This window comes from Siphonobacter sp. SORGH_AS_0500 (genome assembly GCF_002838835.1).
GTDB lineage: Bacteria > Bacteroidota > Bacteroidia > Cytophagales > Spirosomataceae > Siphonobacter.
Genome location: NZ_NHPP01000001.1, coordinates 39,870 through 61,936 on the forward strand (window position 1 = coordinate 39,870; position 22,067 = coordinate 61,936).

The 22,067-nt window shown below is 41.5% G+C and carries 18 protein-coding genes and 1 tRNA gene; 11 read left to right on the forward strand and 8 right to left on the reverse strand.

The window, feature by feature from the left end:
- The first annotated feature begins 132 nt into the window (after positions 1–132).
- The gene (locus BWI96_RS00175; protein WP_106634703.1) at positions 133–600 is read left to right on the forward strand and encodes a GNAT family N-acetyltransferase; all 468 of its coding nucleotides are present in this window, start codon (positions 133–135) and stop codon (positions 598–600) included.
- 161 nt (positions 601–761) lie between these two features.
- Here BWI96_RS00175 and BWI96_RS00180 read toward each other — a convergent pair.
- A tRNA-OTHER gene (locus tag BWI96_RS00180) sits at positions 762–833 on the reverse strand.
- Positions 834–1,093: 260 nt separating this feature from the next.
- Here BWI96_RS00180 and BWI96_RS00185 point away from each other — a divergent pair.
- Entirely contained in the window at positions 1,094–1,507 is a 414-nt protein-coding gene (locus tag BWI96_RS00185; RefSeq protein WP_106634704.1) for a DUF6157 family protein, read from the forward strand.
- Between the two features lie 102 nt (positions 1,508–1,609).
- Positions 1,610–1,957, forward strand: a complete 348-nt coding sequence (locus BWI96_RS00190; protein ID WP_106634705.1) for a VOC family protein — start codon at positions 1,610–1,612, stop codon at positions 1,955–1,957.
- Between the two features lie 445 nt (positions 1,958–2,402).
- Here the strand turns inward: BWI96_RS00190 and BWI96_RS00195 are convergent, their stop codons facing one another.
- Complete coding sequence (locus BWI96_RS00195) at positions 2,403–3,293, reverse strand: NAD(P)H-binding protein (RefSeq protein ID WP_106634706.1); 891 nt, start codon at positions 3,291–3,293, stop codon at positions 2,403–2,405.
- Positions 3,294–3,373: 80 nt separating this feature from the next.
- On the opposite strand from BWI96_RS00195, the gene BWI96_RS00200 reads away from it, so the two are divergent.
- The 6 genes from BWI96_RS00200 (at position 3,374) to BWI96_RS00225 (ending at position 12,162) form a co-directional block, all read left to right on the forward strand.
- The gene (locus BWI96_RS00200) at positions 3,374–3,745 is read left to right on the forward strand and encodes a helix-turn-helix domain-containing protein (protein ID WP_106634707.1); all 372 of its coding nucleotides are present in this window, start codon (positions 3,374–3,376) and stop codon (positions 3,743–3,745) included.
- 796 nt (positions 3,746–4,541) lie between these two features.
- A complete protein-coding gene (locus BWI96_RS00205) occupies positions 4,542–7,721 on the forward strand; it encodes a TonB-dependent receptor (RefSeq protein ID WP_106634708.1) in 3,180 nt (1,059 codons plus the stop codon).
- 27 nt (positions 7,722–7,748) lie between these two features.
- Positions 7,749–9,239: a RagB/SusD family nutrient uptake outer membrane protein gene (locus BWI96_RS00210; protein ID WP_106634709.1), complete on the forward strand. Its 1,491-nt coding sequence runs from the start codon at positions 7,749–7,751 to the stop codon at positions 9,237–9,239.
- A 101-nt stretch (positions 9,240–9,340) separates the two neighbouring features.
- Positions 9,341–9,859: a DUF4269 domain-containing protein gene (locus tag BWI96_RS00215; RefSeq protein WP_106634710.1), complete on the forward strand. Its 519-nt coding sequence runs from the start codon at positions 9,341–9,343 to the stop codon at positions 9,857–9,859.
- A 2-nt stretch (positions 9,860–9,861) separates the two neighbouring features.
- Positions 9,862–10,491 (forward strand): class I SAM-dependent methyltransferase, encoded by a 630-nt coding sequence (locus BWI96_RS00220; protein ID WP_106634711.1) that lies wholly within the window; start codon positions 9,862–9,864, stop codon positions 10,489–10,491.
- A gap of 117 nt (positions 10,492–10,608) precedes the next feature.
- Positions 10,609–12,162: a carbohydrate-binding domain-containing protein gene (locus BWI96_RS00225; protein ID WP_106634712.1), complete on the forward strand. Its 1,554-nt coding sequence runs from the start codon at positions 10,609–10,611 to the stop codon at positions 12,160–12,162.
- A 374-nt stretch (positions 12,163–12,536) separates the two neighbouring features.
- On the opposite strand, the gene BWI96_RS00230 is transcribed toward BWI96_RS00225, so the two are convergent.
- Positions 12,537–12,971 carry a hypothetical protein gene (locus BWI96_RS00230; RefSeq protein WP_106634713.1) on the reverse strand — a complete coding sequence of 145 codons (435 nt, stop codon included), beginning with the start codon at positions 12,969–12,971 and terminating at the stop codon, positions 12,537–12,539.
- A gap of 783 nt (positions 12,972–13,754) precedes the next feature.
- On the opposite strand from BWI96_RS00230, the gene BWI96_RS00235 reads away from it, so the two are divergent.
- Positions 13,755–14,291, forward strand: coding sequence for a pyridoxamine 5'-phosphate oxidase family protein (locus tag BWI96_RS00235; RefSeq protein WP_106634714.1), 537 nt, complete (start codon positions 13,755–13,757; stop codon positions 14,289–14,291).
- A 199-nt stretch (positions 14,292–14,490) separates the two neighbouring features.
- Here BWI96_RS00235 and BWI96_RS00240 read toward each other — a convergent pair whose 3' ends face one another.
- On the reverse strand, positions 14,491–15,045 hold the full coding sequence (locus BWI96_RS00240; RefSeq protein ID WP_106635029.1) for an HD domain-containing protein: 555 nt from the start codon (positions 15,043–15,045) through the stop codon (positions 14,491–14,493).
- Between the two features lie 115 nt (positions 15,046–15,160).
- Positions 15,161–17,980, reverse strand: coding sequence for a PQQ-dependent sugar dehydrogenase (locus BWI96_RS00245; RefSeq protein WP_106634715.1), 2,820 nt, complete (start codon positions 17,978–17,980; stop codon positions 15,161–15,163).
- A 207-nt stretch (positions 17,981–18,187) separates the two neighbouring features.
- Between BWI96_RS00245 and BWI96_RS00250 the strand changes: the two genes are divergently transcribed.
- Positions 18,188–18,916, forward strand: coding sequence for an NUDIX domain-containing protein (locus BWI96_RS00250; RefSeq protein ID WP_369804026.1), 729 nt, complete (start codon positions 18,188–18,190; stop codon positions 18,914–18,916).
- On the opposite strand, the gene BWI96_RS00255 is transcribed toward BWI96_RS00250, so the two are convergent.
- The 3 genes from BWI96_RS00255 to BWI96_RS00265 all read right to left on the reverse strand — a co-directional run bounded on the left by BWI96_RS00255 (position 18,905) and on the right by BWI96_RS00265 (position 21,749).
- Complete coding sequence (locus tag BWI96_RS00255; RefSeq protein ID WP_106634716.1) at positions 18,905–19,465, reverse strand: TonB-dependent receptor plug domain-containing protein; 561 nt, start codon at positions 19,463–19,465, stop codon at positions 18,905–18,907. The two genes, BWI96_RS00250 and BWI96_RS00255, sit on opposite strands and share 12 nt — an antisense overlap.
- An 826-nt stretch (positions 19,466–20,291) precedes the next feature.
- Positions 20,292–21,029, reverse strand: a complete 738-nt coding sequence (locus BWI96_RS00260) for a DUF3307 domain-containing protein (RefSeq protein ID WP_106634717.1) — start codon at positions 21,027–21,029, stop codon at positions 20,292–20,294.
- 63 nt (positions 21,030–21,092) lie between these two features.
- Positions 21,093–21,749 (reverse strand): SatD family protein, encoded by a 657-nt coding sequence (locus BWI96_RS00265; protein ID WP_106634718.1) that lies wholly within the window; start codon positions 21,747–21,749, stop codon positions 21,093–21,095.
- Positions 21,750–22,067 lie beyond the last annotated feature (318 nt).

The following is a 22,067-nucleotide window of genomic DNA, read 5'->3' on the forward strand; positions in this document are numbered from 1 at the left end:
GCTAGCAAATGTGCCATTAACTTGGTAGTATAGATTAGAGTTATGAAGTTAAAATAACCTGATTAACAGGCTGCATTTAAACACGGAAATACGCTCTAAATTATCACATGAAAATAAATTCGAATATGGCTTATGATCATTAAACAGCAAACGGAACTAAGCTTAGAAGACAAAGAACAGGTCTTTAAATTATGGAACCATGAATATCCAGAAAAGCTTCAACATAAGACAATTAAGGATTTTGATGATCACTTGAATAGCCTTACGCAACAAGTGCACTATTTGCTATTGAATGGCGATAGCAAAATTGAGGGGTGGGTAACTACCTTTGTAAGAGAAGATGAAAAATGGTTTGCCATTATTCTTTCTGAAAAACTACATGGAAAAGGCTTAGGAACGCAAATGCTGAATAAGCTGAAAGAAAATGAAGACGCATTAAATGGCTGGGTTATTGATCAAAATTCTGACCGGAAATTAAACGGAAGTTTGTATCAATCACCTTTGGAATTTTATCAAAAAAATAATTTCCAGGTCATTCCTGAAATCAGACTGGAAACTATATCAGCTGTCAAAATACGTTGGAAGAAATCCAATGGGTAGGTATAACCGACTGCCTTGAATAGACTGAGCTAATAAAAGGGAAGAAGGGTTCAGTTACTAGTATACTGATTTTCGTGCTTCGATTATTGAACGAGTGTCAGGTTAAAAAAGAAGCATCAAAAAAGGCAGTCACATTTTCATGTAACTGCCTTTTTACTAAGTAGCGGGAACAGGACTCGAACCTGTGACCTTTGGTTATGAGCCCAACGAGCTGCCAACTGCTCCATCCCGCGGTGTTTGTTGATACAAAGATACAAACTTTTTTATAAATTATACCATCTTATTTTATATTTATTGATAAACTATTGATTATTAGTGCATTATTTGTTGAAATGAATGAATGAGTCTTTTGATCAATGAACTAATTCGGACATAATAGGGGATATTGCCTCTGCAAAGATTCGGAGGGAAAATGCTTTTGATGAATGAAAGTACAGGCGAAAAATCAATACATTAGCTTGACACTTGTGTAGGAAACTTTCAGAAATCAGGCATGAAAACTCATAGTACGAATTATTTCGATACCTTTATTGAAGTGGCGGAAGACACCAAAGCCAGTCAGGGAACGGTACCGCCTTGTAAAAATGGTAAAAAGACGGTTGCGTATCTGCAATACGAGCTAATTGCCGGATATCCGTATCAATATACTTCGGACGATGTACTTTTTCAGATACATGCTGAGAGGAATGCCATTGCAGAAGCTGACTATTCAGCCGCCCGCGAACAGTTTTTCTCTAAAGGTCAGCCTTGTTTTCGGGCATCTCCCTTGACTAAAACCTATGGTTTTGGCGTACATAGTAATGAGGAAGGGAAAATGGCTGTTTACGGCCTGGAATCGCCCGAATACGAACAACTGGTCTCCGATGAAAAAATTAAAAAGGTGAAGGCAATGAAAGCCACGAAGTAAGATCACTAAAAATAGTTAAGTATTTACTGATAGGTTAGGTGGTATTTAAGTAAATACTTAAACTTCTCGAATCTAACCATCTGAAAATCTAAATGCAACGCCATGCTTACGACTGTGCACCCTAAACTTCCCATGCGTGACAAAGCTGTTACCAAGGAGTTTTACATGCATCTTTTAGGTTTTACTTCAGTCGGAAAAATGGATTATGATGGGTACCTAATGCTGGAGAAAGATCTTGTGCAAATTCAATTTTTTGAATTCAAAGCGTTAGATCCCGCTGAAAACTATGGTCAGGTATATATTCGAACCGACACGATTCAGGAATGGTATGAATATCTTTTAGCGAAGAAAGTCAAGTGCATGCCACTGGCAACCAAACCTTGGGGACAAAAAGAGTTTTCGTTACTAGATCCCGATCATAATCTCCTGACTTTTGGGCAAGGGAGCTGAGGCAATGAAGTCGAAAGGAGTAGTAATGGCTGTACACTCCATACCAGCAATTGATGCCTATTGACAAACTCTTATAGTTATATTATTACGTATATTGTATATCGTTATAGTGAAAACATGGACGGCTCTGTTAACTTAAGTGATAGCTGTTTAGTAGAGAAAGGTTTGATAAGCGTGCATTACCAGTTTGGGAGTCTAGTGTTTTTATACTTTAGGTTAGAAACAAGCTTTTCATCTAGAGTGAAACAACTAGCTGATGTTTCGATGTACTTTCCACCAGGGAAGGAGATCTCAAATGCTTAAGTAAGTTCTCTCACTTTGTTCAAAATGACTTCGTTAGAAAATAACAAAAGGAGTCAGTAAGGTTGCAGTAATGTATATCCTACAGACCTTACGGACTCCCAATGACAAGCGTTTATATCGCTCGTAAAGACCTTGGTTGATCTTATCCCTGCTGGTAAGCCCCGGCAAATTCTTGGGCGAAATCTTCCAGTTTAACTTTTCCTAATACGGGACGGTTCTTCCAGTAATCTTCCTGAAGTTTTCCTTCCCGAATGGCCTTACCCATGTCTACGTATAGTTCGGTGAAAACGGGCGGAACGCCAGCAGCCAACATGCCTTCCCGCGATTGTTCATCGGTAAAGGGAACCCAGGGGGTATTTTCTTTTCCAACTGACTGACCCAATACTGCCGCGATTTCACTCGGATGGCGTTCGTCACTGGCAATGTAACGAATGTGATAACCCTCGAAATCATGTTTCAGTAACTCTTCAGCCGCAACATCGGCAATATCAGAAGTATGGGTTAATACCAGTTTTTCCTCCGTATTCCCAAAGTTGTTACCCGCAATACCTGCATTTTTAATTAAGCCGGCGAGGCTGAAAAGGTTATAATAGAAATACGAAGGGCGGAGCACCTGAATATTAAGGTCCGTCAGTTGCTGTAGTTTTTCTTCGAGATAAGCCAGCCCGTCAATTGGGCCTGCCCCTTTTCGCAAGTGAGCACCGATACTGCTTAACAATACTACGTATTGAATGGAACTGTTGGAAAGAGCTTTCACGTACAAATCAGCAATTTTTCGCTGGAACGTTGGGTAATCAGGTTTCGAAAAATCATTCGGAATCATCAGATAAACCGCATCAGCCTGCTGGAAAGCCTGGGTAAGAAAAGCTTCGTCGGCTACCGAACCAATGGCAGCCTTGGCCCCAAGAGCCTCGATAGCTGATTTTTTGTCGGCATTGCTACTAATAACGGTTACGTCCTGACCAGCCTGAACTAATGTTTGAGTAAGTGGAGAGCTAATGTTTCCCAGAGAACCTGTAATCAAGTATTTCATGATTGTCTTTTGTTTTTTGTTGAGACAAAGGTATTTTTGTACTTACTTTTTTACAAGTACTTACCCTAAAGTATGTACCCATGACACAGATCAAAGAAGCTTCGACTTATAATGCCAATCGGGAAATTGTTTTGCAGGAATGTCCGGTTACGTATGTAATGCAAAAGATTGGCGGCCATTGGAAGCCCATCATTTTGTATCACTTATTAAGTGGAAGCAAACGTTACAGCGAGATTCGAAAGGCGATGCCGCACATTACCGAAAAAATGCTCATTCAACACCTGAAGCAATTGGAAGCAGACAAGCTATTGATCCGGGAAGCTCAGCCCGTTGTTCCCCCGGTCGTTACCTATACATTAACAGATGCCGGGCGAGAACTAGAGGATGTGATTAACGCGATGGCCGCCTGGGCTTATCGGGATAAAAAAAGGCAGCAGATCACAGAAGGTTGAGCAGTTTACAAGAAAGCGTACAGCTTTATATAGCGAATGCCCTACCCGAGCACTAATGATAGATTAGGAAGGGTAGGGGAGTTGGTTTCTACCTTTCTTTTATTGACTAGTCCCTCTGTAGACAGAATGCTTTCTTAGCGGATTGGTACTTCAAGCTGGTTAGGTTTGGGTGAGGAAGTTTAGCATGTCTTAATGAAAACAAATGAATTGATCTAAAGGACTTGGGAGAGAGAGAGTAATACTTTGACTGGAGTCCTACCAATGTAGACTCCATACATTCGGGCTCTGAGTATGCAATATCTTTATTGCTAGTAGTGCGGTGTGGCTATATTTTGTATAATAGATGTATTACGAAATATAATTCTGTTTTATACTTAATTAATAATCATAAGTTTTAAGGTGGGTGCTTATTTTAGATTTAAGCATAGGTAACTAACTACTATTTGAAAAGTTTAGAAGCCTTCAGCCGAAAGGGCCATCAAAGGAAGAGTGAAGAATAAACCCGGTATTGGACAATTTAGTGAAATAGCTAAGCCTCCAGAGGGTAAAATAATCTTTCTGGAAAGCATACGTTCGACGAAATATTCCTGGTGCCAAAAGGGACTTGGCCGAATATACACCATGGTTTATTCTGTTTAATATTGCATTAATCTAACTTAACCTTATATTAAAATAGGATAATTATTAGAAATTTATTAGAAAGTCGTATTCAACTTTTTTTTATTAAGTGGTCATATTACTTTTAAAAGTTGTTTCCTATCCTTAATCATTATTTTTATCAAAACACACTTCATTCATGGGTAAATCTCTATTGAGTTTCCTGCTGCTCTTCTTAGCGGGAAGTTATCTGTATGCTCAGACTACAGTGAAGGGGGTTGTTACTTCATCGGATTCCAATACGCCACTACCCGGCGTGAGCGTTTCTGTGAAAGGCACCTCTCGTGGAACGGTCACCAATTCCGATGGTCAATTCTCCGTAATCGTTCCACAAGGTTCAAAAACGTTAGTAATTAGTTACATTGGTTATTTAACAACAGAGGTTGACGTAACCAACAAAACTAACGTAAACGTTATCCTTAAGGAAGACTCAAAAATTCTGAACGAGGTAATGGTTGTGGGGTACGGTACAGTAAGTAAAGAAACGCACGTAGGTGCATCCGCACAGATTAATGCAGATGCAATCAAAAACCGTCCCGTTTCTAACGCCCTGAACTCGCTGGTGGGTGCAGCTCCTGGTCTGCAAACGATCCAGTCGGGTGGAGCTCCTGGTTCTGCTCCGTCCATTCGGATTCGTGGATTTGGCTCTATTTCAGCTTCCAACGAACCTCTATATGTAGTAGATGGTGTACCTTACACGGGTAATACTTCAAACATTAACCCTGATGACATTGAGTCGATCAGCGTGTTAAAGGATGCTTCTACTACAGCCATTTACGGTTCAAGAGGATCGAACGGGGTAGTGATGATCACTACGAAAAAAGGAAAAAGCAACCGTAGTAATCTGAATTTCAATGCATCGGTAGGTGCTATTTCTCGTGGTCTTCCCGAATACGAAAGAGTAAGTGCTCAGCAGTATTATCCTTTAATGTGGGAAGTACAGCGGAATACCCTTCAGTATGGCTCATTAGCCATTCCCCGTGACATTGCCGGACAAATCGCGGCGGGTCAATTGACTACCTACAATAACCGTAACTATACGGGTGTTTACGATCTGCTGAAATACAACCCATTCAATGTGGCAAACAATGCAATCGTAGATGCGAATGGTGTACTGAACCCTAATGCACAATTGTTATATCCCGAAGATCTGAACTGGGAAAAAGCGGTTCAACAGGGTGGCAAGAGCCGTCGGAACTACAACCTTTCTTATGACGGTGGTAGTGACAAGTCAGATTACTTTGGTTCGATTGGGTATACGAAAGAAGAAGGGTACCTGTTGAAATCTGATTTCGAGCGTTTCACGGGTCGAGTAAGTGTGAATACTCAACCGATGAAATGGTTCAAAACAGGCTTTAACTTAAATGGTAGCTACAGCCGTGCGAACATTGATGCTGCTCCTGACGGAGGAACTTCATTCGTTAACCCGTTCTACTTTACCCGTTTCATTGGTCCTATCTATCCTGTATACAAGCACGATGCTACCACGGGGGATTACACGCTGGACGCCAACGGTAACCGGATTTATGACCAAGGTGATAGCCGTCCTTACTCAAGCGGTCGTCATGCTATTTGGGAAAACCAACTGAATAATCGTCAGGATGTTGTCGGAGTAGTGGGCGGTCGTACCTACGTTACGTTTAATCTGTTCCCCGGCTTCAAAGCTACTTCTAATCTGAGCTTTGACTTACAGGACAGACACCGTCGTACGTTTGATAACCCTATTATTGGTGACGGAGCTCCTGCGGGTCGTGCGTATCATTATATGTACCGCACCACTGCAACGACGTTCAACCAATTACTGGAATACGATAAATCGTTTGGTAAGCATAACCTGAATATCCTGGGTGGTCACGAAAGTTACTCTTACAAGTATAACTATCTGGTAAGTGCTCGTTCAGGTATTATCGTAAACGGCATTACGGAGTTACCTAACTTCGCTACAGTATTGAATGCTTCTTCTTATGAAGATAACTACGGTATTGAAAGTTACTTTGCTCGTGCCAGCTACGATTTCGATAAGAAGTACATTCTGAATGCTTCGATTCGTCGCGATGGTAACTCTAAGTTCGCTCGTGATGTACGTTGGGCTAGCTTCTGGTCTGTAGGTGGAGCTTACAACATCGAGAAAGAAGATTTTCTGAAAGGTGTGAACTGGGTTGAAATGTTAAAACTGAGAGCTTCTTACGGGGTTGTTGGTAATGACAACTTAGGCTCTACGCTTGGCTTATATCCTTACCAGGCCCTGTATAACCTGGCTGTGAATAACGTTGCTGAACCTGGCATTACGCAGGCGACGATTGCCAACAGTCAGTTAACCTGGGAAACGGGTAAGAACTTTGATTTGGGCGTTGACTTTAGCTTATTCAAAAACCGCCTTTCAGGTAGTGTTGAATTCTTCAACCGTGTAACGGATGGATTGATCTTCAGTGTACCTCTGCCCTTATCAAATGGTGGTACCACCAGTGGAGGTTTCTCCGTGAACCGGAATATTGGTAACCTGTACAACCGTGGTTTTGAGTTACAGTTAACGGGTGATATCGTTAGAAATCAGGACTTCAAGTATTCGGCAACTTTGAACGTAACTACGTTTAAAAACCAAATCACGAAAATGCCTGAAACGCAGCGACTGATTCAATCGGGAACGAAGGGATATAGCGTAGGCCACTCGATTTATGATTTCTACATGCGTGAGTTTGCTGGAGTAGATTCAGAAACGGGTCAGTCTCGTTACAAAACCAATATGATGACAGCCAATGCTAAAGTTGTAGGAAGTGATACATTGACTACCGTTATCTCAGAAGCGAACTATCGTTACACCGGTTTCTCGTCTATTCCTAAGTTCTACGGTTCTATGAATCATAACCTTTCTTATAAAGGTTTAACCCTGAGCTTAGTATTTACGTATCAGGTGGGTGGTAAAGTTTACGATGGTGGTTATGCGTCACTGATGCACGGAGGTACTTACGGAACGGCCATGCACGTAGACGCACTGAAACGCTGGCAGAATCCGGGTGACGTAACAAATGTTCCCCGCTTTGATAACGGAAACATTGCCAACTTGACTGGTGCCAGTACACGTTACTTAACGGATGCTTCGTATCTGCAACTGAACAACGTAACCCTTAGCTATGCTATTCCTGCTACCTGGTTAACCAGCATCGGAGCGAAAACGGCAAGTGTGTACGCTTCAGGAGAAAATTTAGGTTTATTCTCTGCTAGAAAGGGTATGAACGTGACAGGATCATTCAACGGTACCGTTGACAATACCTATAACTTCAACCGTGTACTTTCAATCGGTGCAAGACTTGGTTTCTAGTCAGTTCTTAAAATTTAGCATTTAAAAATGAAAAATATACTGAAAAGAGGAGTACTGGGATTGATGTTAGCAGGGTCCCTTACTTCTTGTGATAAAGATTTTCTGGAAACAGCTCCCACCGATCAGATCGCTACGGAAGGGGTTTTTACCACTACTAAAAATGCATGGGCTGCGGTCAATGGTATCCACCGTTTGATGTATTCCCAAATCTTTAGTACTCAGTCTCAGGGTGGACAGTCCGGGAACATGTTATACATGGAAGCCATGGGAGATGACATGGTATTCCCTAACGCTTCTAATAGCTGGTTATTAAGTGAATACCGCTGGATTTCTCACCGGAACCCTTCCAGCTCTATCAACTTTTATAACTATACGTTCTATTTCGTAATTATCCGTAACGCCAATATGATTATTGCGAATGTGGATAAAACGGAAGGAACGGATGCTGATAAGAAAGCAATTAAAGCGGAAGCTTTGACGTACCGTAGCTGGGCTTACTTCCAAATGGTTCAACTGTTCGGAGAGCGTTACGTAGCGGGTGGAGCTAACAGCAGCTTAGCCGTTCCTTTGGTATTAGAGCCCAAAACTGAACCTACTCCCCGAAGTACGGTTGCTCAGGTGTACGCTCAGATCAATACGGATATTAATGATGCCATCACTCTTTTTGATGGATATAGCCGACCTAACAAGTCTCACTTTAACATTAATATCGCCAAAGGTATCAAAGCTCGTATTGCTTTAGCTCAGCAGGATTACGCTACGGCAGCTCAGTTTGCTAAAGAAGCCAGATCGGGTTATACCTTGATGAGCAATGCCCAGTATCTGGGTGGTTTCAACAACTACGAAAACCCAGAGTGGATGTGGGGTTCACGTATTGTAGCGGACCAAACGAATTACTTCTATTCGTTCTTTGCGTACATGTCCATCAATTTTAACTCAACAGCAATTCGCTCAACTCCCAAGTTGATCAACTCTGCGTTGTATACTAAAATTGCATCGACCGATATCCGTAAGCAGTTATGGGATCCGACCGGAAAAAACACCACGGATTTCCCCTTACCCGCGTCTAACTTCCAGCGTTTCGCGTATCAGTCCAGAAAATTTCGTGTAGCAGACCCTACCTTAAGTATTGGGGATGTGCCTTACATGCGGGCGGCTGAGATGTACCTGATTGAAGCAGAAGCATTAGCTCGGGCAGGTAATAACGCAGGTGCTGCGGATGCATTATACACTTTGGCTGTAAACCGTGATCCTCAGTATGTGAAGTCAACGAAAACGGGTGCTGATCTAATTGATGAAATCATGACCCAACGTCGGGCTGAACTTTGGGGTGAAGGCTTCCGCTTTTACGATTTGAAGCGTACGGCTTCCCCTCTGAATCGTAACGGAGGTAACCACAATGCTTCGTATAACAACGGCGTATTTGATGTTCCTGCCAATGATATCAGATGGCAATTCCTGATTCCTCAGGATGAAATCAATAACTCAAACGGAGTGGTTGTTCAAAACCCCCAATAAGGAGTATTTATTTCGAAAGTATGAAAACAGGTTGTCCGGTAACGGGCAACCTGTTTTTGTTTTTAAGAATCCCGTAGCTTTGCAGCATAGCTAGGCTGCCTATGAATTTTGAAACGATTGAATACCTGAAAAGTGGGAATAATCGACAAAAGAAAGCGTATCAAGTTTTAAGTACATACCAGATTTTTGAGAAATTGTCGGCTTATGATCCCTTGCTGGTGGGTACCATTCCCCTGGCAATTGATATTGAAAATAGCGATCTGGATGTGATTTGTTGCTTTACCGAACAACAGGAATTTAGAGAAACCGTTACCCGGCTTTTTCAATCCGAAAAAGACTTCAAAATCTGGGATAATAACCGATTGGAAAGTGAAGCGGTTGTCGCCAGTTTTCGGATCGATAGCTCTGAACTCGAAGTCTTTGGTCAGCACATACCGACGCGTCAGCAACTGGGTTATCGGCATATGATCATTGAGTACAAAATCCTCCAGGAGCGGGGTGAAGACTTTCGTCAGGAAATCATTACATTAAAAAAACAAGGCATAAAAACCGAACCAGCTTTTGCAAAACTATTAGCTTTGGAAGGTAATCCTTACCAGGAATTATTAAAATTTGAATAGTCATGAATGTTAAAGAAGCTTACAACCATTGGTCGATTCAGTACGATACCAACGAGAATAAAACCCGTGACCTCGAAGCGTTATCTTTACGGGAAACGTTATCCGATTTTTCTTTCAACTCCATTTTAGAACTCGGCTGCGGTACGGGAAAAAACACCGAATGGCTGGTTGAAAAAACGAAGCATTTAACCTCAGTCGATTTTTCGGAGGAAATGCTGGCTCAGGCAAAGGCCAAAGTTACTTCCGACAAAGTAGAATTTTATCAGGCTGATTTAACGGAAGGCTGGCATTTTATTAAGCAGCCGTATGAGCTGGTTACGTTTAGTCTGGTTCTGGAACACATCGAAAATCTGGATCTGATTTTTGAAAAAGTAGCCCATGCTCTTACGAAAGGCGGGTACTTATACATAGGTGAATTACACCCGTTCAAGCAATATTCAGGATCAAAAGCCCGGTTTGAAACCGCCGAGGGGACGCAGGTGGTAACTTGTTTCACGCACCATATTTCTGAATTTACCCAGGCGGCCAGCAATCATGGTTTTGAGATAGTCAGCCTGAATGAGTATTTCGATGATGATGATCGAACGGGTATTCCCCGGATTTTGACCTTCCTTTTCAAACGGATTAGTTAAAAAAGCTTCTTCGCTGACTGTTTTGCCACGCAATGGTTTTGGGCTGCGTAAAGGTAAGTATTCCCCGACTTTCGGGTGAATTACTGCCAATATGAACGCCAATAAACAGTTTAGCCAATGAAGTATTCCAACCGGGAAAACACACCTTTAGCCTTTCGTGGCCAGTTAATCCTGATCTTAATAAGCCTGCTAATGCTGGCCTCCTGTTCGAAGGATAATGAAACAGTAGAGGATGCTTCTAAGGGGGCCAGCGTCTCCATTGATAGTGTTTCAACGATCTCGACGGCCATTGAAGGAAACACGGGCAAGGCCGAAAACCCTGATGATTTACTAGCTAATGCTACGTTTACTTCTACGGTTACCATTACCTACGGCAGCACCATTACGGTTGATAACCCCCTGGCTGGGAAGGGAGTTACGGTTACCGAAAGTAACGGAGATGTAGTGGTAAACTCAACCGTTTCGGCAGTTGCCTATGTCATTAGTGGTACTTCGACAAATGGCTCATTAAAAGTATATAGTGACAAAAAATTCAAGTTAACCCTAAATGGGGTTAATCTGACGAATAATGATGGTCCGGCCATTAACATTCAGTCGAGCAAACGGGCTTTTATTGTTCTGGCGGATAATACCACCAATAGCCTGACTGACGGAATAACGTATACGGCCAGTGATACGGAAGACAGGAAAGCCACTTTTTTTAGTGAAGGCCAATTAATTTTTAGCGGAAATGGGAGTGTAACTATCAAGGGAAACTATAAACACGCCATTTGCAGTGATGACTATGTTCGGGTGATTAGTGGCACAATTACCATTCCTTCGGCGGCGTCTGACGGAATTCATACCAACGACGCATTCATTGCTGATGGCGGAACGCTTACCATGACAACCGCTGGGGATGGCATTCAGTGTGAGGAAGGATATATCATTATTAATGACGGAACATTTACGATTAATGTAGCCGACAAAGGAATCGCGGCCAGCTATGATACCGATACCACGATTGACCCTTACCTGACCATTAACGGAGGAACCTTTGTGATCAACTCTTCCGCCGGCGAGGGAATTGAAAGCAAAAGTGTACTAACCATTAATAACGGGGAGTTTACCATCAAAACCTCTGATGATGGGATTAATGCAGGAACATTCATTTACATTAACGGAGGAAATTTGTACGTATATAGTACATCGAACGATGGGATTGATTCAAATGGAAAGCTAACGTTAACGGGAGGTAAAATTATATCGGTTGGGGCTGGTTCACCCGAGGAAGGGTTTGACTGTGATCGCAACACTTTTAAAATCACCGGAGGTATTCTGGTGGGGATTGGTGGAGCCACGAGTATGCCAACAGCTTCCGTAAGTACCCAGGCTGCTGTAATAGTAGGTGGGGGTACTCTGAATCAACTTATACATATTGAATCAACTGATGGAGTAGAGGCATTGACTTTCCAGATTCCCCGGACGTATGCAACGATGATGTTTTCAAGTCCTAAACTCAAAAATGCTCAAAGTTATAAAATATATACCGGCGGAAGCGTAACAGGTGGCACGAACTTGAATGGACTTTACACGAGCGGAACCTATCAAAAAGGAACCGAGGTTTCGACCTTCACCATGAGTAGTTTGGTAACTAGCGTGGGTGGAAGTACCGGGCCGGGTGGTCGATAGTTTTTCTTAATGTGAAAATACCTTGTTATTATTTTTGAAGTAATAACAAGGTATTTTTGGTGTGATAGATAATGTTAAAATGTATGAATACCATGAGGTAACTAAATTCATATGATTCTAATAGCGGGTTATTTAGTTATAATAATGCACGAAAATTCAGTTAAATTTTATTAACCTTATTGCTGGATTTAATCAAAGCATATAGTCATAAAGGATGGGTTTTTATTTTTATATGCTATAGAATTTACTCTCTGGATTAAGAGAGAAGGTGGTAAAATTCATTTTAAAATTAAGTAATTATAAATTTATTCATTCTCTAAAATGGTAATTTTCCGTTGATTGGAGTATGAATGAAACCTTGCTTTTAAAGTAAATTATTTCTGAATATAATAGCGATTTATAATCTTCATGGCAGCCGCTTCATCTTTGGCACAGGGAGTGCAGAAAGTACCAATGCCGTTGACCGGACCTTCATATTTCCAGGTAAATACCTTGTTGTACGTTCCTTTGGAATCTTTAACTAGTAAGGTGTTCCCGTTTGGGATAACAGTCAAAACTAACTGATTCGGAAATTTTACCTGAAAGGAGTGCGGAAGGTTCCCTTTTCCCAAATACGTTAATCGCAAACTTTTCCGGTTCGCTCCGTATGTATAATCAATAGTGGATCGTTGATTATTTCTTGCCCAGAAAGAAAATTCTTCATAAGTATCATGGCCAGGTGTACCCGTAGAATAGTTGGCTACTTGCTGAGCATCAGTATGATTATAACTTCCCCAAATCAGTACCAGAGCAAGCACGAAGTATTTCATAAGTCAAATGATTAGAAGTTGAGCTTTAAATATCTACGAGATAAAGGATCGTGCCGATTCATCATTATGCCGTGGAGAGGATAGGCTTGAATACTGACGGCAGGTGGAACCTGCCATCATCTTAGGAACGAGATGAAATCTCGCACCAGTGGTTAACTCTTACGGTCATCTTGAACGAAGGGAGAGACCTTCGGTAGCCGTGGGACGGATCTGGGGTTATTAAGTTAGTTCCTCGCCGTCGCTCGGCTCTAGCCGAGTGAGGCGGGAATTGAAAACGCGGACTAACTTGATTTTGTTAAATGATACCCCAGATGCATTCGCAAAGTCAATAAGTTCCTTCGCTTTGCTCTGGATGACAGATCAGAGTCATCTTAACCCGAGGAAAAGGCAGCCTCTTTATTTCATACAGTTTTTAAGAAGTAATAATTTTCATTAACTAATGCGATAGCCTATAGCTCATGAAATAAACCAGCTCTTTTTACAATATAATTTGAAAAATTATAGCATTTAAAAACAGTTAAATGAAAAATATTAATAGCAAAAAAGAGGAGTTATTGTATTAATATAAAGTCAATATAATTTCTATTTTAAAAGGATTTTATGGATACTTGATAAGCTATTAATTAGAGTTTTTAAGTAAGTATTAGTGTAAATATCTATCAATAAATGATAGTTCAAGATCAATAGTTGAAAGCGACAGTGATGCCTAAAATCTGAGACTCTAGTAAGGGTGGAACAATCTTTATACTTATAGAAGTAATAAACGTATAACTAGAATAGATCATGGACAGCATTAATCAGCAACAACCCGAAAAGAATAGAGAAAACCTCATCGGAGCGGAAGCCAGTGAGAAAATTAAGGAGTTAGTTGATAAAAATAAAACCTGCTTCTTCATTACGGACATTCAAACCAATGAGCCTTTGCACGTTCGGCCCATGTCTGTGCAGAAGATAGAAGAGGATGGAAGCCTCTGGTTTTTAAGTGCGGACGACAGTCATAAAAATGCGGAGATTCAGACTGACCACAAAGTTCAGTTGTTATTTCAGGGGTCTTCATATTCTGACTTTTTAAGTTTGTATGGAAATGCAACCATTTCAAAAGACAAAGCTACCATCAAAGAACTCTGGGAACCGATCCTAAAAACCTGGTTTACAGAAGGTGAGGACGATCCTCGCATTACGGCTATTAGAGTAGATCCGACAGAAGGATATTATTGGGATAATAAACACGGTAATGCCGTTGCCTTTATTAAAACCGTCGCCGGAGCTTTGGTAGGCAAAACGCTGGATGATTCAATCGAAGGAAAAATACAACCTTAACTCATTATCCATTAGGAAGGAAATTCCCGATTTCGGGTTTTCTTTCCTAAATGAATGAAACTAATTACTTAGTTATAAGATATACTGATGCGTTTGACTCAACCCAAGAAGCAGGTAGCCATTCAGTAACGTTTTTCAAAGCGATGAGGAAAGGGTAGTCTAAGGCTCTTTTGAGGGAGTTACGAAAAATCAAATGATATTACCTACCTCTAACTTTTCGCAAACCTTCTGACACCGCCTCTTTTGCTTTTTTATAGAGCTCTTTATTTCCCCGATTCATTTTTTCCAGATTCATCTTTGCTTCGATCAAATACCTCGGAGCAAATCCTGAGCCTGACTTCACAATATCCAGACTATTGTCTAGAATATCAGCATATTTGATAGTCTGAGCCGTCGCACTTATTTTTCCTAAACGTTCGGCTTCTTTGGTTTTTCGTTTGTCGCGATTCCACTGGGGATAGTCGGCGTGCGTATATACATCCGTTAGTTCGTGTACCCATTTTAACGTCTGGCGGGTTTCCTCCGGGCTAAACCGCTGTGACAAAAATGTAGACAATTTTTCGGAGGTAACTTCCGTATCTTCCAGCAGGTCATGCAAAAGGGCGGCTGCGATGATGGGTAACTCGGATGTAACCTCTTTACAAATTTCACTAACCCGAACTAAATGATTTAGATAGGGTTCATCAACAAATTTTCGGCGTTGGCCTTCGTGGGCTTTTCGGGCAAAGTCGGTAATAGCTTCCAGTATTTCCATGATTTCTTCTTTGGGTAGTTTACAAAAAAGTAGAACCATTTACGAAATATTCCTTAAACAAAAAGCTCTGCCACGCACGCATGACAGAGCTTTTGCTGAGGGGATGGTCAGATGACTAGTCTAAAAATCGGAGACTTGAAAAAGTCATCAACGGCTGGATTGCTTTGGCCTCCTCGTTCTTGAAGACCAAATACAAATCCTTGATTCCGTTGGTCTCTTTCAGTTTTACCCGAACAGGTGGACGATAAAAAGGATTCCGTTTTTTCGCCGCTGCCACTTTTGTAGAATCGCCAGACTCCAGTTCCGCCATGTACTTTTCAATATCAACGGGAGCGTCTTTTTTCAGTTTCGCTTCACCAATGAGTGGACCCGAAGGAGAGTCTGTATGAATTTCGACGGTACCACCCACATTACCTTCCCGATCCTGAACGGTGATTCCCAGATCCATTTTCTTCACGCCCGTAAGGTCAATGTTCTTATACGTGACTACTGAGTTTGCGTAAGGAATAACATTGATCCCTTTGCCCATACCTCTCGCTTTCAATTCCGCACCTTTCACGGCATCGGCTGAAGAAGCATTCATTTCGGGACTACGCAAAACGATGAGTTGTTCAGACGTTTGAGAGGGAATAGCCTTGGCATTCAGATTATTACCCCGATCAGTATACGCTACCCGAACCAGAACGGAGCCCTTTTCATTATCTCCTTCGGGAATGGTAGGTGTGATTTTTCCCTGCATGGGTAAGGTACTGAATTTCTTGGTCGTCACGTTCAGAATATAATCAACCAGCAAATTGGCATCCGCAACGGACATGGCGGGGTGGCCAGGCATGGCTACTTCGCCCCAAACGCCAACGCCACCGTTCCGAATTTTCTGAACCAACTGAGCTTTAACTCCACCACTACCTTTGTACTTGGTTGCAATATCGGTGAAGCTTGGACCTACCGACTTGCTATTAATCTGATGGCAAACTTTGCAGTCACTCTGACTGATAAGCGTCTGAGCTACCGCGTATTGCGTGTTCGCATCGACAGTCCGTTGTCCCTGAATTACTTCTGCGTAATCAAAACCCTCCGAAGTATAGTCAATACTCAAAGCCACCCGGTCGGCAGGAATTTTGCCGCTGGCCAAATTGCCATCTTCTTTATCCTCGACATTCACCGTATACTCAATGGCTTTGTTGGGGAAGAAGAATGTTTTGTTTCCGGTCAGTGCAATGTTCACTGCGGGGGGCTCATTACCCGCAATAATTTTTACCGACTTCGTGTTGGCGGCTCCTTTGGAGTCCGTTACGGTTAATGACGCCGTATAAACTCCGGCCTTATCAAGGGTTAAGGCGGGATTGGCCGTGTTGAAAACTTTAGGTGTACTACCCGGAGCCGTTACTTTCCATTGATATTTCAGAGCATCACCGTCATAATCTTTAGTGCCATCCGCCGAGAGTGTTAACTTCAAAGGAACGGTGCCCCCTTTTTTACTAGCCGAAGCCTGAACAATGGGTTTACGGTTTCCGCTATTATATTCGATACGAACCAGTTTGGAGTTATCGCTTTTCCGGAACCAGTTGCTACCGTATTCCAGTACGTATAAATCTCCGTCGGGTCCAAACTTCATATCAATGGGTTCGATAGGAGGGTAACTGGGCAGCACCCGCTCCATGGATTGATAGTCTCCAGCCTCATTCATGGTAATGGCCATAATCCATCCACGGGAAAAATCAGTAACGATCCATTTACCTTCGTAGTAAGCGGGCCAGGGGCGTTTGGCTCCTTTGAAATCAGCCTGCCGATATACCTGTCCACCCGTTGCACTTCGGGAACCCGTTCCCACCAGTGGGAATTTTTCCGAAACCCCGTAAGGATAGTAAATGAAGTTTGGAGCAACCGGAGGTAACTCGGCTAAGCCCGTATTATTGGGAGAGTTATTGACTGGATGATTGGGGTCTTTTTTCTCAAGAGGTTTGTTAGCGGCATAATCGTAAACCGGAAAGGCCTGATTGTCACCTACAAACCAGGGCCAGCCGAAGTTACCTGGCTTGCGGGCCTGGTTCAATTCGTCATAGCCGCGAGGTCCAATTTCTGAATCCTCCGTTGCATCTGGACCAACTTCACCCCAGTAGATATAACCCGTTTTACTGTCGATAGAAATTCTCCAGGGATTTCGGTGCCCCATCGAGTAAATTTCGGGACGTGTTTTAGCCGTGCCTTTTGGGAATAAGTTTCCTTCGGGAATGGTATAAGTTCCATTGGCCTCGGGGTGAATGCGAAGGATTTTTCCGCGAAGGTCATTCGTGTTACCCGCATGTCCCTGATCATCCCAACTGGCCCGACCCGGACGCTCGTCGGTTTGGGCCGCTTTCTGATTTCCCGTATTATTACCCACGGTCAGAAAAAGGTTACCCGCTTTATCCCAGGTCATGCCACCACCGGTGTGACAGCAGACTTCGCGTTGCGTTGGAATTTCCAGCATGACTTTTTCTGAACCCTCTTTCAAACCATCCTCTTCGACTATCCAGCGAGTAAGCAAATGCTTGTGTTCGGTAGGGTGGGCGTAGAACAAATAGATCCAGTGATTTTTCGTAAAGTTGGGATCCAGTGTCATTCCCATCAGCCCTTCTTCAGCCTCTGAAACTTTCCCTTCTGCACTGGTATACTTGGTATTCACTTCGAGTGTGCCAAGCAGATCTACCGATTTCGTTGCTGGGTTGTATCGCTTCACAGCTCCCTTACGTTCTATGATATACGCAGAGCCATCTTTCAATACTTCAAAAGACATGGGTTCGTCGAGGTCCTCTGCCACAACTACGGGAGTGAACCGACTTTCATCCGGTTTTTCCTGAGGGACCTGATCCCTCGAAATAAATGAGGCTAACCCAATGGCCATAGCCAATGGACCTAACAAGGCGATCCGCTGATAGGTTCGTTTTCGCTTCATGTGCGTGATTCGTTGAAATTTTATACTAGGTTTATCGGATTTTAATGAGCGTTTTCATCGGGTTATTGATACTAATTATTCTCAGATCAATATGAAAATCACTTATTGTATCATCAGGATACAATAATCGGTCTAGAAATTTCATTATCCAATCTTTTAGACGTATTCTTGAAAAAATTGTATAAAAAGGCGTTTATTAGAGAGGTTATGAGTTTAGAAAATCCTTACATTCCTCAACTTTCGCTCGACTGTGTCATCTTTGGCTTTCATGCCAGTCAGTTAAAAGTGCTGGTTTTGCGTTTTAAAAACTCGGATTTTTTTGCTTTACCGGGCGGATTTATCCGGCAGGATGAAGATTTGAACGAGGCGGCTCAGCGGGTATTAATGGAAAGAACCGGATTGACCGAAGTATATCTCGAACAATTTTACACGTTTGGTCAGCGGGAAAGGGGAGAGGTAAAGATGCAAAGGGAGTGGGCGGAAGCAAACAAACGGGACGTTCCCGAGTGGTTAGAAAAACGTTTTATCTCCGTTGGCTTTTATGCTTTGGTTGATTTTTCAAAAGTCGTTCTCACCACAGATGAAATTTCTGATTCCTGTGATTGGATTGACATTAACGAGTTACCTTCTCTCATGATGGACCATAGCCTGATGGTAAAAAAAGCTCTGGAAACTTTGCGATTGCAGTTAGACCAAAAGTGGCTGGTTTTTAATTTATTACCCGAAATATTTACCATCGCTGAATTACAAAAAGCTTACGAAATAATTTTAGGAAAAACGTTGCTGCGGACCAACTTTCAGCGAAAAATGCTGAGTCTTGAAATTCTGGAACGTATTGAAAAAAATATACAGGTAAGGCTCATAAAGCACCTTACCTGTATCGATTTCAAAAAACAGAGGATGAAGATAAGTTTTACTGATCGGCTACTTTTTTAAAGTAATCACAACAACGCCATCTTTTGCTTTTTCACCGTATTGGCTTAAAGCTTGTTCGCCCTTTAAAACATTTACTTTTTCAATGGTATTAGGATCAATAGCATTCATTTGATCTTGGGTTACTTCTTTGCCATTGACAAGAATGATTGGCGTTTTACCCGAGGATTTGATTTTAACTTGATCCTTAGTTGTAATATGTAGAACTCCATTTTTTGCTTTGCTGAGAATTTCGGGATCATCCCCAAAATTCTTCTGAATGAAATTATCAGGAGTTTTTTTGAAAACTTCAACTGAACTAATTTGATCAGTAGTTAAATCTTTTTCTAATTTTTCTTTAGACCAAACTTTGTCATTGACAAGGATAACTACATTTTTATCCAATCCATTAATTTTTATTCTGTTCCCTTTCGAAGAAAGACTGGTGGTTTCGCCGATTTTGATAACTTTTTCTTGAGAAGTAGGAACAACTTCAGAGCGTTTATTACAGCTACTCGCCCCTAATAATGACAGTAGAGTAGCAGAGAGAATTAGGATTTTGCTATTTTTCATAAGTGACAAGGTATAAGTGAGATAAATGATAATCCGATTACATCCGAAATATAGTTGATTATTCCGAAATATTCGGAATAAGTTAGACTTTTAACTTTCATTAAGATTTGAGAGGGATATATGGGATCTATTCAAACACCAATAGGTACGGTTACTTTAAGTAAAATACTAAGATTGAAAAAGTGAATAATAAGGATATACTTAAATACTTAAATTAATAATTAACCAGAAGTCATTAGTCAGAAATCAGCTCTTGAGTGGTAGCTAAATAAGGAATCTAGGAAAGGAGCCGTAGGGCACAATCGGGCAATTGATTTTTTAATTAAGAGATCTGATTTGATAGATAGAGAAAATCTTCAAAGAGAATTACTGGATTTATACTTTTCTGTATTAAGAGGAGGAAGCGAAGCTTTTCGAGAAGATTGAGATGATTCTAACTAATCTGTTAACTAAATAAATAGTTGATAATTGGGAGTCTTTCTAACCGAGGAATAGCCGTCATTAAGTTTCTTCAGAATTCATGAATGGTTAAATGGGGTATACCTTTTTTCAAGGATCAAATAGGCTGAGGGATAAGCATCAAAATCCACTTGCCAAGCTTCGTTAGAAACAGAAAAACGGCAGTGGAAACTGCCGTTTTAAATTGTACAAAACCAAGATTTCGTCTGAAATTTCCTTCTAAAATGCGGAAAGATGTGTAACATCTTAGCCTTATAGAGTATTTTGATTAGAATAATTATATAGTAAATTAATTTAGTTATAAAATTACCTTTACAGGTAGCTAATCAGAATGCTCTGAGAATCGTGTGAATGGATAAAGGGTCAGTTAGAAACGCTCTATCAAAACCTCAGCGGCTGCCGCCAAGGCAATTGCTGCCCCGTAACTTAATAGGGTACCGATTAACACGTACTCTGATTTGGGGGTAGCCTGTTTTTCCTCACTGAATCGTAGTAACGATTTCGCCGCAATCAAAAAGCCAATGGCATCATAGTGATTGGCAAAAATCAGAACAATGATGATGATGCGTTCCACAATGCCAATCCACATACCCACTCGATCCAGGCCACCGGTACTATGCAGGTTGAGTTGATCCTGCCATCGCCGAGTAGCCATGTTGATAAGAATAGAAACGGGGAAGGTCCCCAGTAAAAAAGTTACCATTACGATCAAGCTGTCTGCATCGGAAAGTAAGTTACTCCACAGATAGGTCAGATTCCGATCGATGAGATAAAGCCAAGCCAAAATGAGTACGACTACATGAGCTACCTGATCGAGTAGAAAGTTCCGAACTTTGGCCTGCGAACGTCGGTCGGCCTCCAGCTTCCAGATGTCAATGCACAAATGCAAAATGGCTATGACTAAAGCAACGATCCACTGATTCCAGCTATTCAAAAATAGCCAGGTCAATAAAAAATGTAAACCCGCATGAGCATACAGATAAGGTGATTTATAACTACGTTGTTCTTTATCTTTTACCCATGCATGGCTCTGTAGGAAGAAGTCTCCCAGAATATGAGCAATCAATAGTTTTAGTATAATGAGCAGTTGAGAGGTGGTGTACATATTTTATTGTAGTCAATATGTTTATTATACAGTAATTGATGTATAATAAAAGTTGTATTCAATTTATTTTGAATTAATGCACTGCAAAACAACTGTATAAAATCTTTTGACGAACAAATCAACGGCATTCCAGGAAGCGGCATTCGACCGCTGGTTCACTGCCGACTGCGTTATACCCAGCGTTGCAGAAATGTTCACTTCGGTGTGACCCAATAGCTTTAAATACATAATATCAGCCTGGGCTGCGGTCCACTTACTGGTAATGGTTTCGAGTAATACGAGTCCCGTATTGATTTCTGCATCCAGGGCGGGCCAGGAAGACTGAATTTCTATACGATTAGGATGCTTCTTCATCCCATCTAAAAGACGCCCTGAGTAATGAAAGGCCTCGCCATCTGACTCAGACAATTTAGGCGATTTATAGGCTACTGTACCGATTCCAATGCCAATTCGGGCATCCAGATTCTGTCCAGAATAAAAATCGCTTTTCAGGTAGGAGCGAATAAGCAGGGCTACTCGTAAAGCCTCGGCTGGCGTATCCAGTAATCCTTGAAAACTATCTCCTCTGAATACTTCAAATGGAATCTTCAATTGTAATTCGTTCTTCGCTTCCAGACGTGTAAAGAGGTAGTCAAGATTCTTCATCAGGACTTTTCTTTCTGGAATCACTAGCTTCGTAGAATCCACAATGTCGCCTGTGAGTACAGCAAATACTTTCATTTTATAAGCTATTTATCTGATAATATTCAAATATAAGCTAATTATCTAATACTATGAAATTATAAGCTAATTAACTTATAAAATATTATATTTTAGGTTGTACTAGAAAATTGACTGCCCATTGCCCTGAGCAGTCTGCTTATGCGAAGAGATTGTGTAAAACTACAATCGTCGGCCCTGATGCGAATCATGACTTTTGAAGTCTTCACTAATTAAAAACCGGAAGACGATCCTTTATTTCTCTCAGCAGAATATGCTTAATATTCCTACCTCTCATTTCGAATGAGGGGAGAGACCTTCCGTGGGAATGGGACGAAA

Excerpts from the sequence above, each read along its gene's own strand:
- BWI96_RS00175 (WP_106634703.1), top strand. The coding sequence starts at position 133 with ATGATCATTAAACAGCAAACGGAACTAAGCTTAGAAGACAAAGAACAG.
- BWI96_RS00185 (WP_106634704.1), top strand. The coding sequence starts at position 1,094 with ATGAAAACTCATAGTACGAATTATTTCGATACCTTTATTGAAGTGGCG.
- BWI96_RS00190 (WP_106634705.1), top strand. The coding sequence starts at position 1,610 with ATGCTTACGACTGTGCACCCTAAACTTCCCATGCGTGACAAAGCTGTT.
- BWI96_RS00195 (WP_106634706.1), bottom strand. The coding sequence starts at position 3,293 with ATGAAATACTTGATTACAGGTTCTCTGGGAAACATTAGCTCTCCACTT.
- BWI96_RS00200 (WP_106634707.1), top strand. The coding sequence starts at position 3,374 with ATGACACAGATCAAAGAAGCTTCGACTTATAATGCCAATCGGGAAATT.
- BWI96_RS00205 (WP_106634708.1), top strand. The coding sequence starts at position 4,542 with ATGGGTAAATCTCTATTGAGTTTCCTGCTGCTCTTCTTAGCGGGAAGT.
- BWI96_RS00210 (WP_106634709.1), top strand. The coding sequence starts at position 7,749 with ATGAAAAATATACTGAAAAGAGGAGTACTGGGATTGATGTTAGCAGGG.
- BWI96_RS00215 (WP_106634710.1), top strand. The coding sequence starts at position 9,341 with ATGAATTTTGAAACGATTGAATACCTGAAAAGTGGGAATAATCGACAA.
- BWI96_RS00220 (WP_106634711.1), top strand. The coding sequence starts at position 9,862 with ATGAATGTTAAAGAAGCTTACAACCATTGGTCGATTCAGTACGATACC.
- BWI96_RS00225 (WP_106634712.1), top strand. The coding sequence starts at position 10,609 with ATGAAGTATTCCAACCGGGAAAACACACCTTTAGCCTTTCGTGGCCAG.
- BWI96_RS00230 (WP_106634713.1), bottom strand. The coding sequence starts at position 12,971 with ATGAAATACTTCGTGCTTGCTCTGGTACTGATTTGGGGAAGTTATAAT.
- BWI96_RS00235 (WP_106634714.1), top strand. The coding sequence starts at position 13,755 with ATGGACAGCATTAATCAGCAACAACCCGAAAAGAATAGAGAAAACCTC.
- BWI96_RS00240 (WP_106635029.1), bottom strand. The coding sequence starts at position 15,045 with ATGGAAATACTGGAAGCTATTACCGACTTTGCCCGAAAAGCCCACGAA.
- BWI96_RS00245 (WP_106634715.1), bottom strand. The coding sequence starts at position 17,980 with ATGAAGCGAAAACGAACCTATCAGCGGATCGCCTTGTTAGGTCCATTG.
- BWI96_RS00250 (WP_369804026.1), top strand. The coding sequence starts at position 18,188 with ATGAGTTTAGAAAATCCTTACATTCCTCAACTTTCGCTCGACTGTGTC.
- BWI96_RS00255 (WP_106634716.1), bottom strand. The coding sequence starts at position 19,465 with ATGAAAAATAGCAAAATCCTAATTCTCTCTGCTACTCTACTGTCATTA.
- BWI96_RS00260 (WP_106634717.1), bottom strand. The coding sequence starts at position 21,029 with ATGTACACCACCTCTCAACTGCTCATTATACTAAAACTATTGATTGCT.
- BWI96_RS00265 (WP_106634718.1), bottom strand. The coding sequence starts at position 21,749 with ATGAAAGTATTTGCTGTACTCACAGGCGACATTGTGGATTCTACGAAG.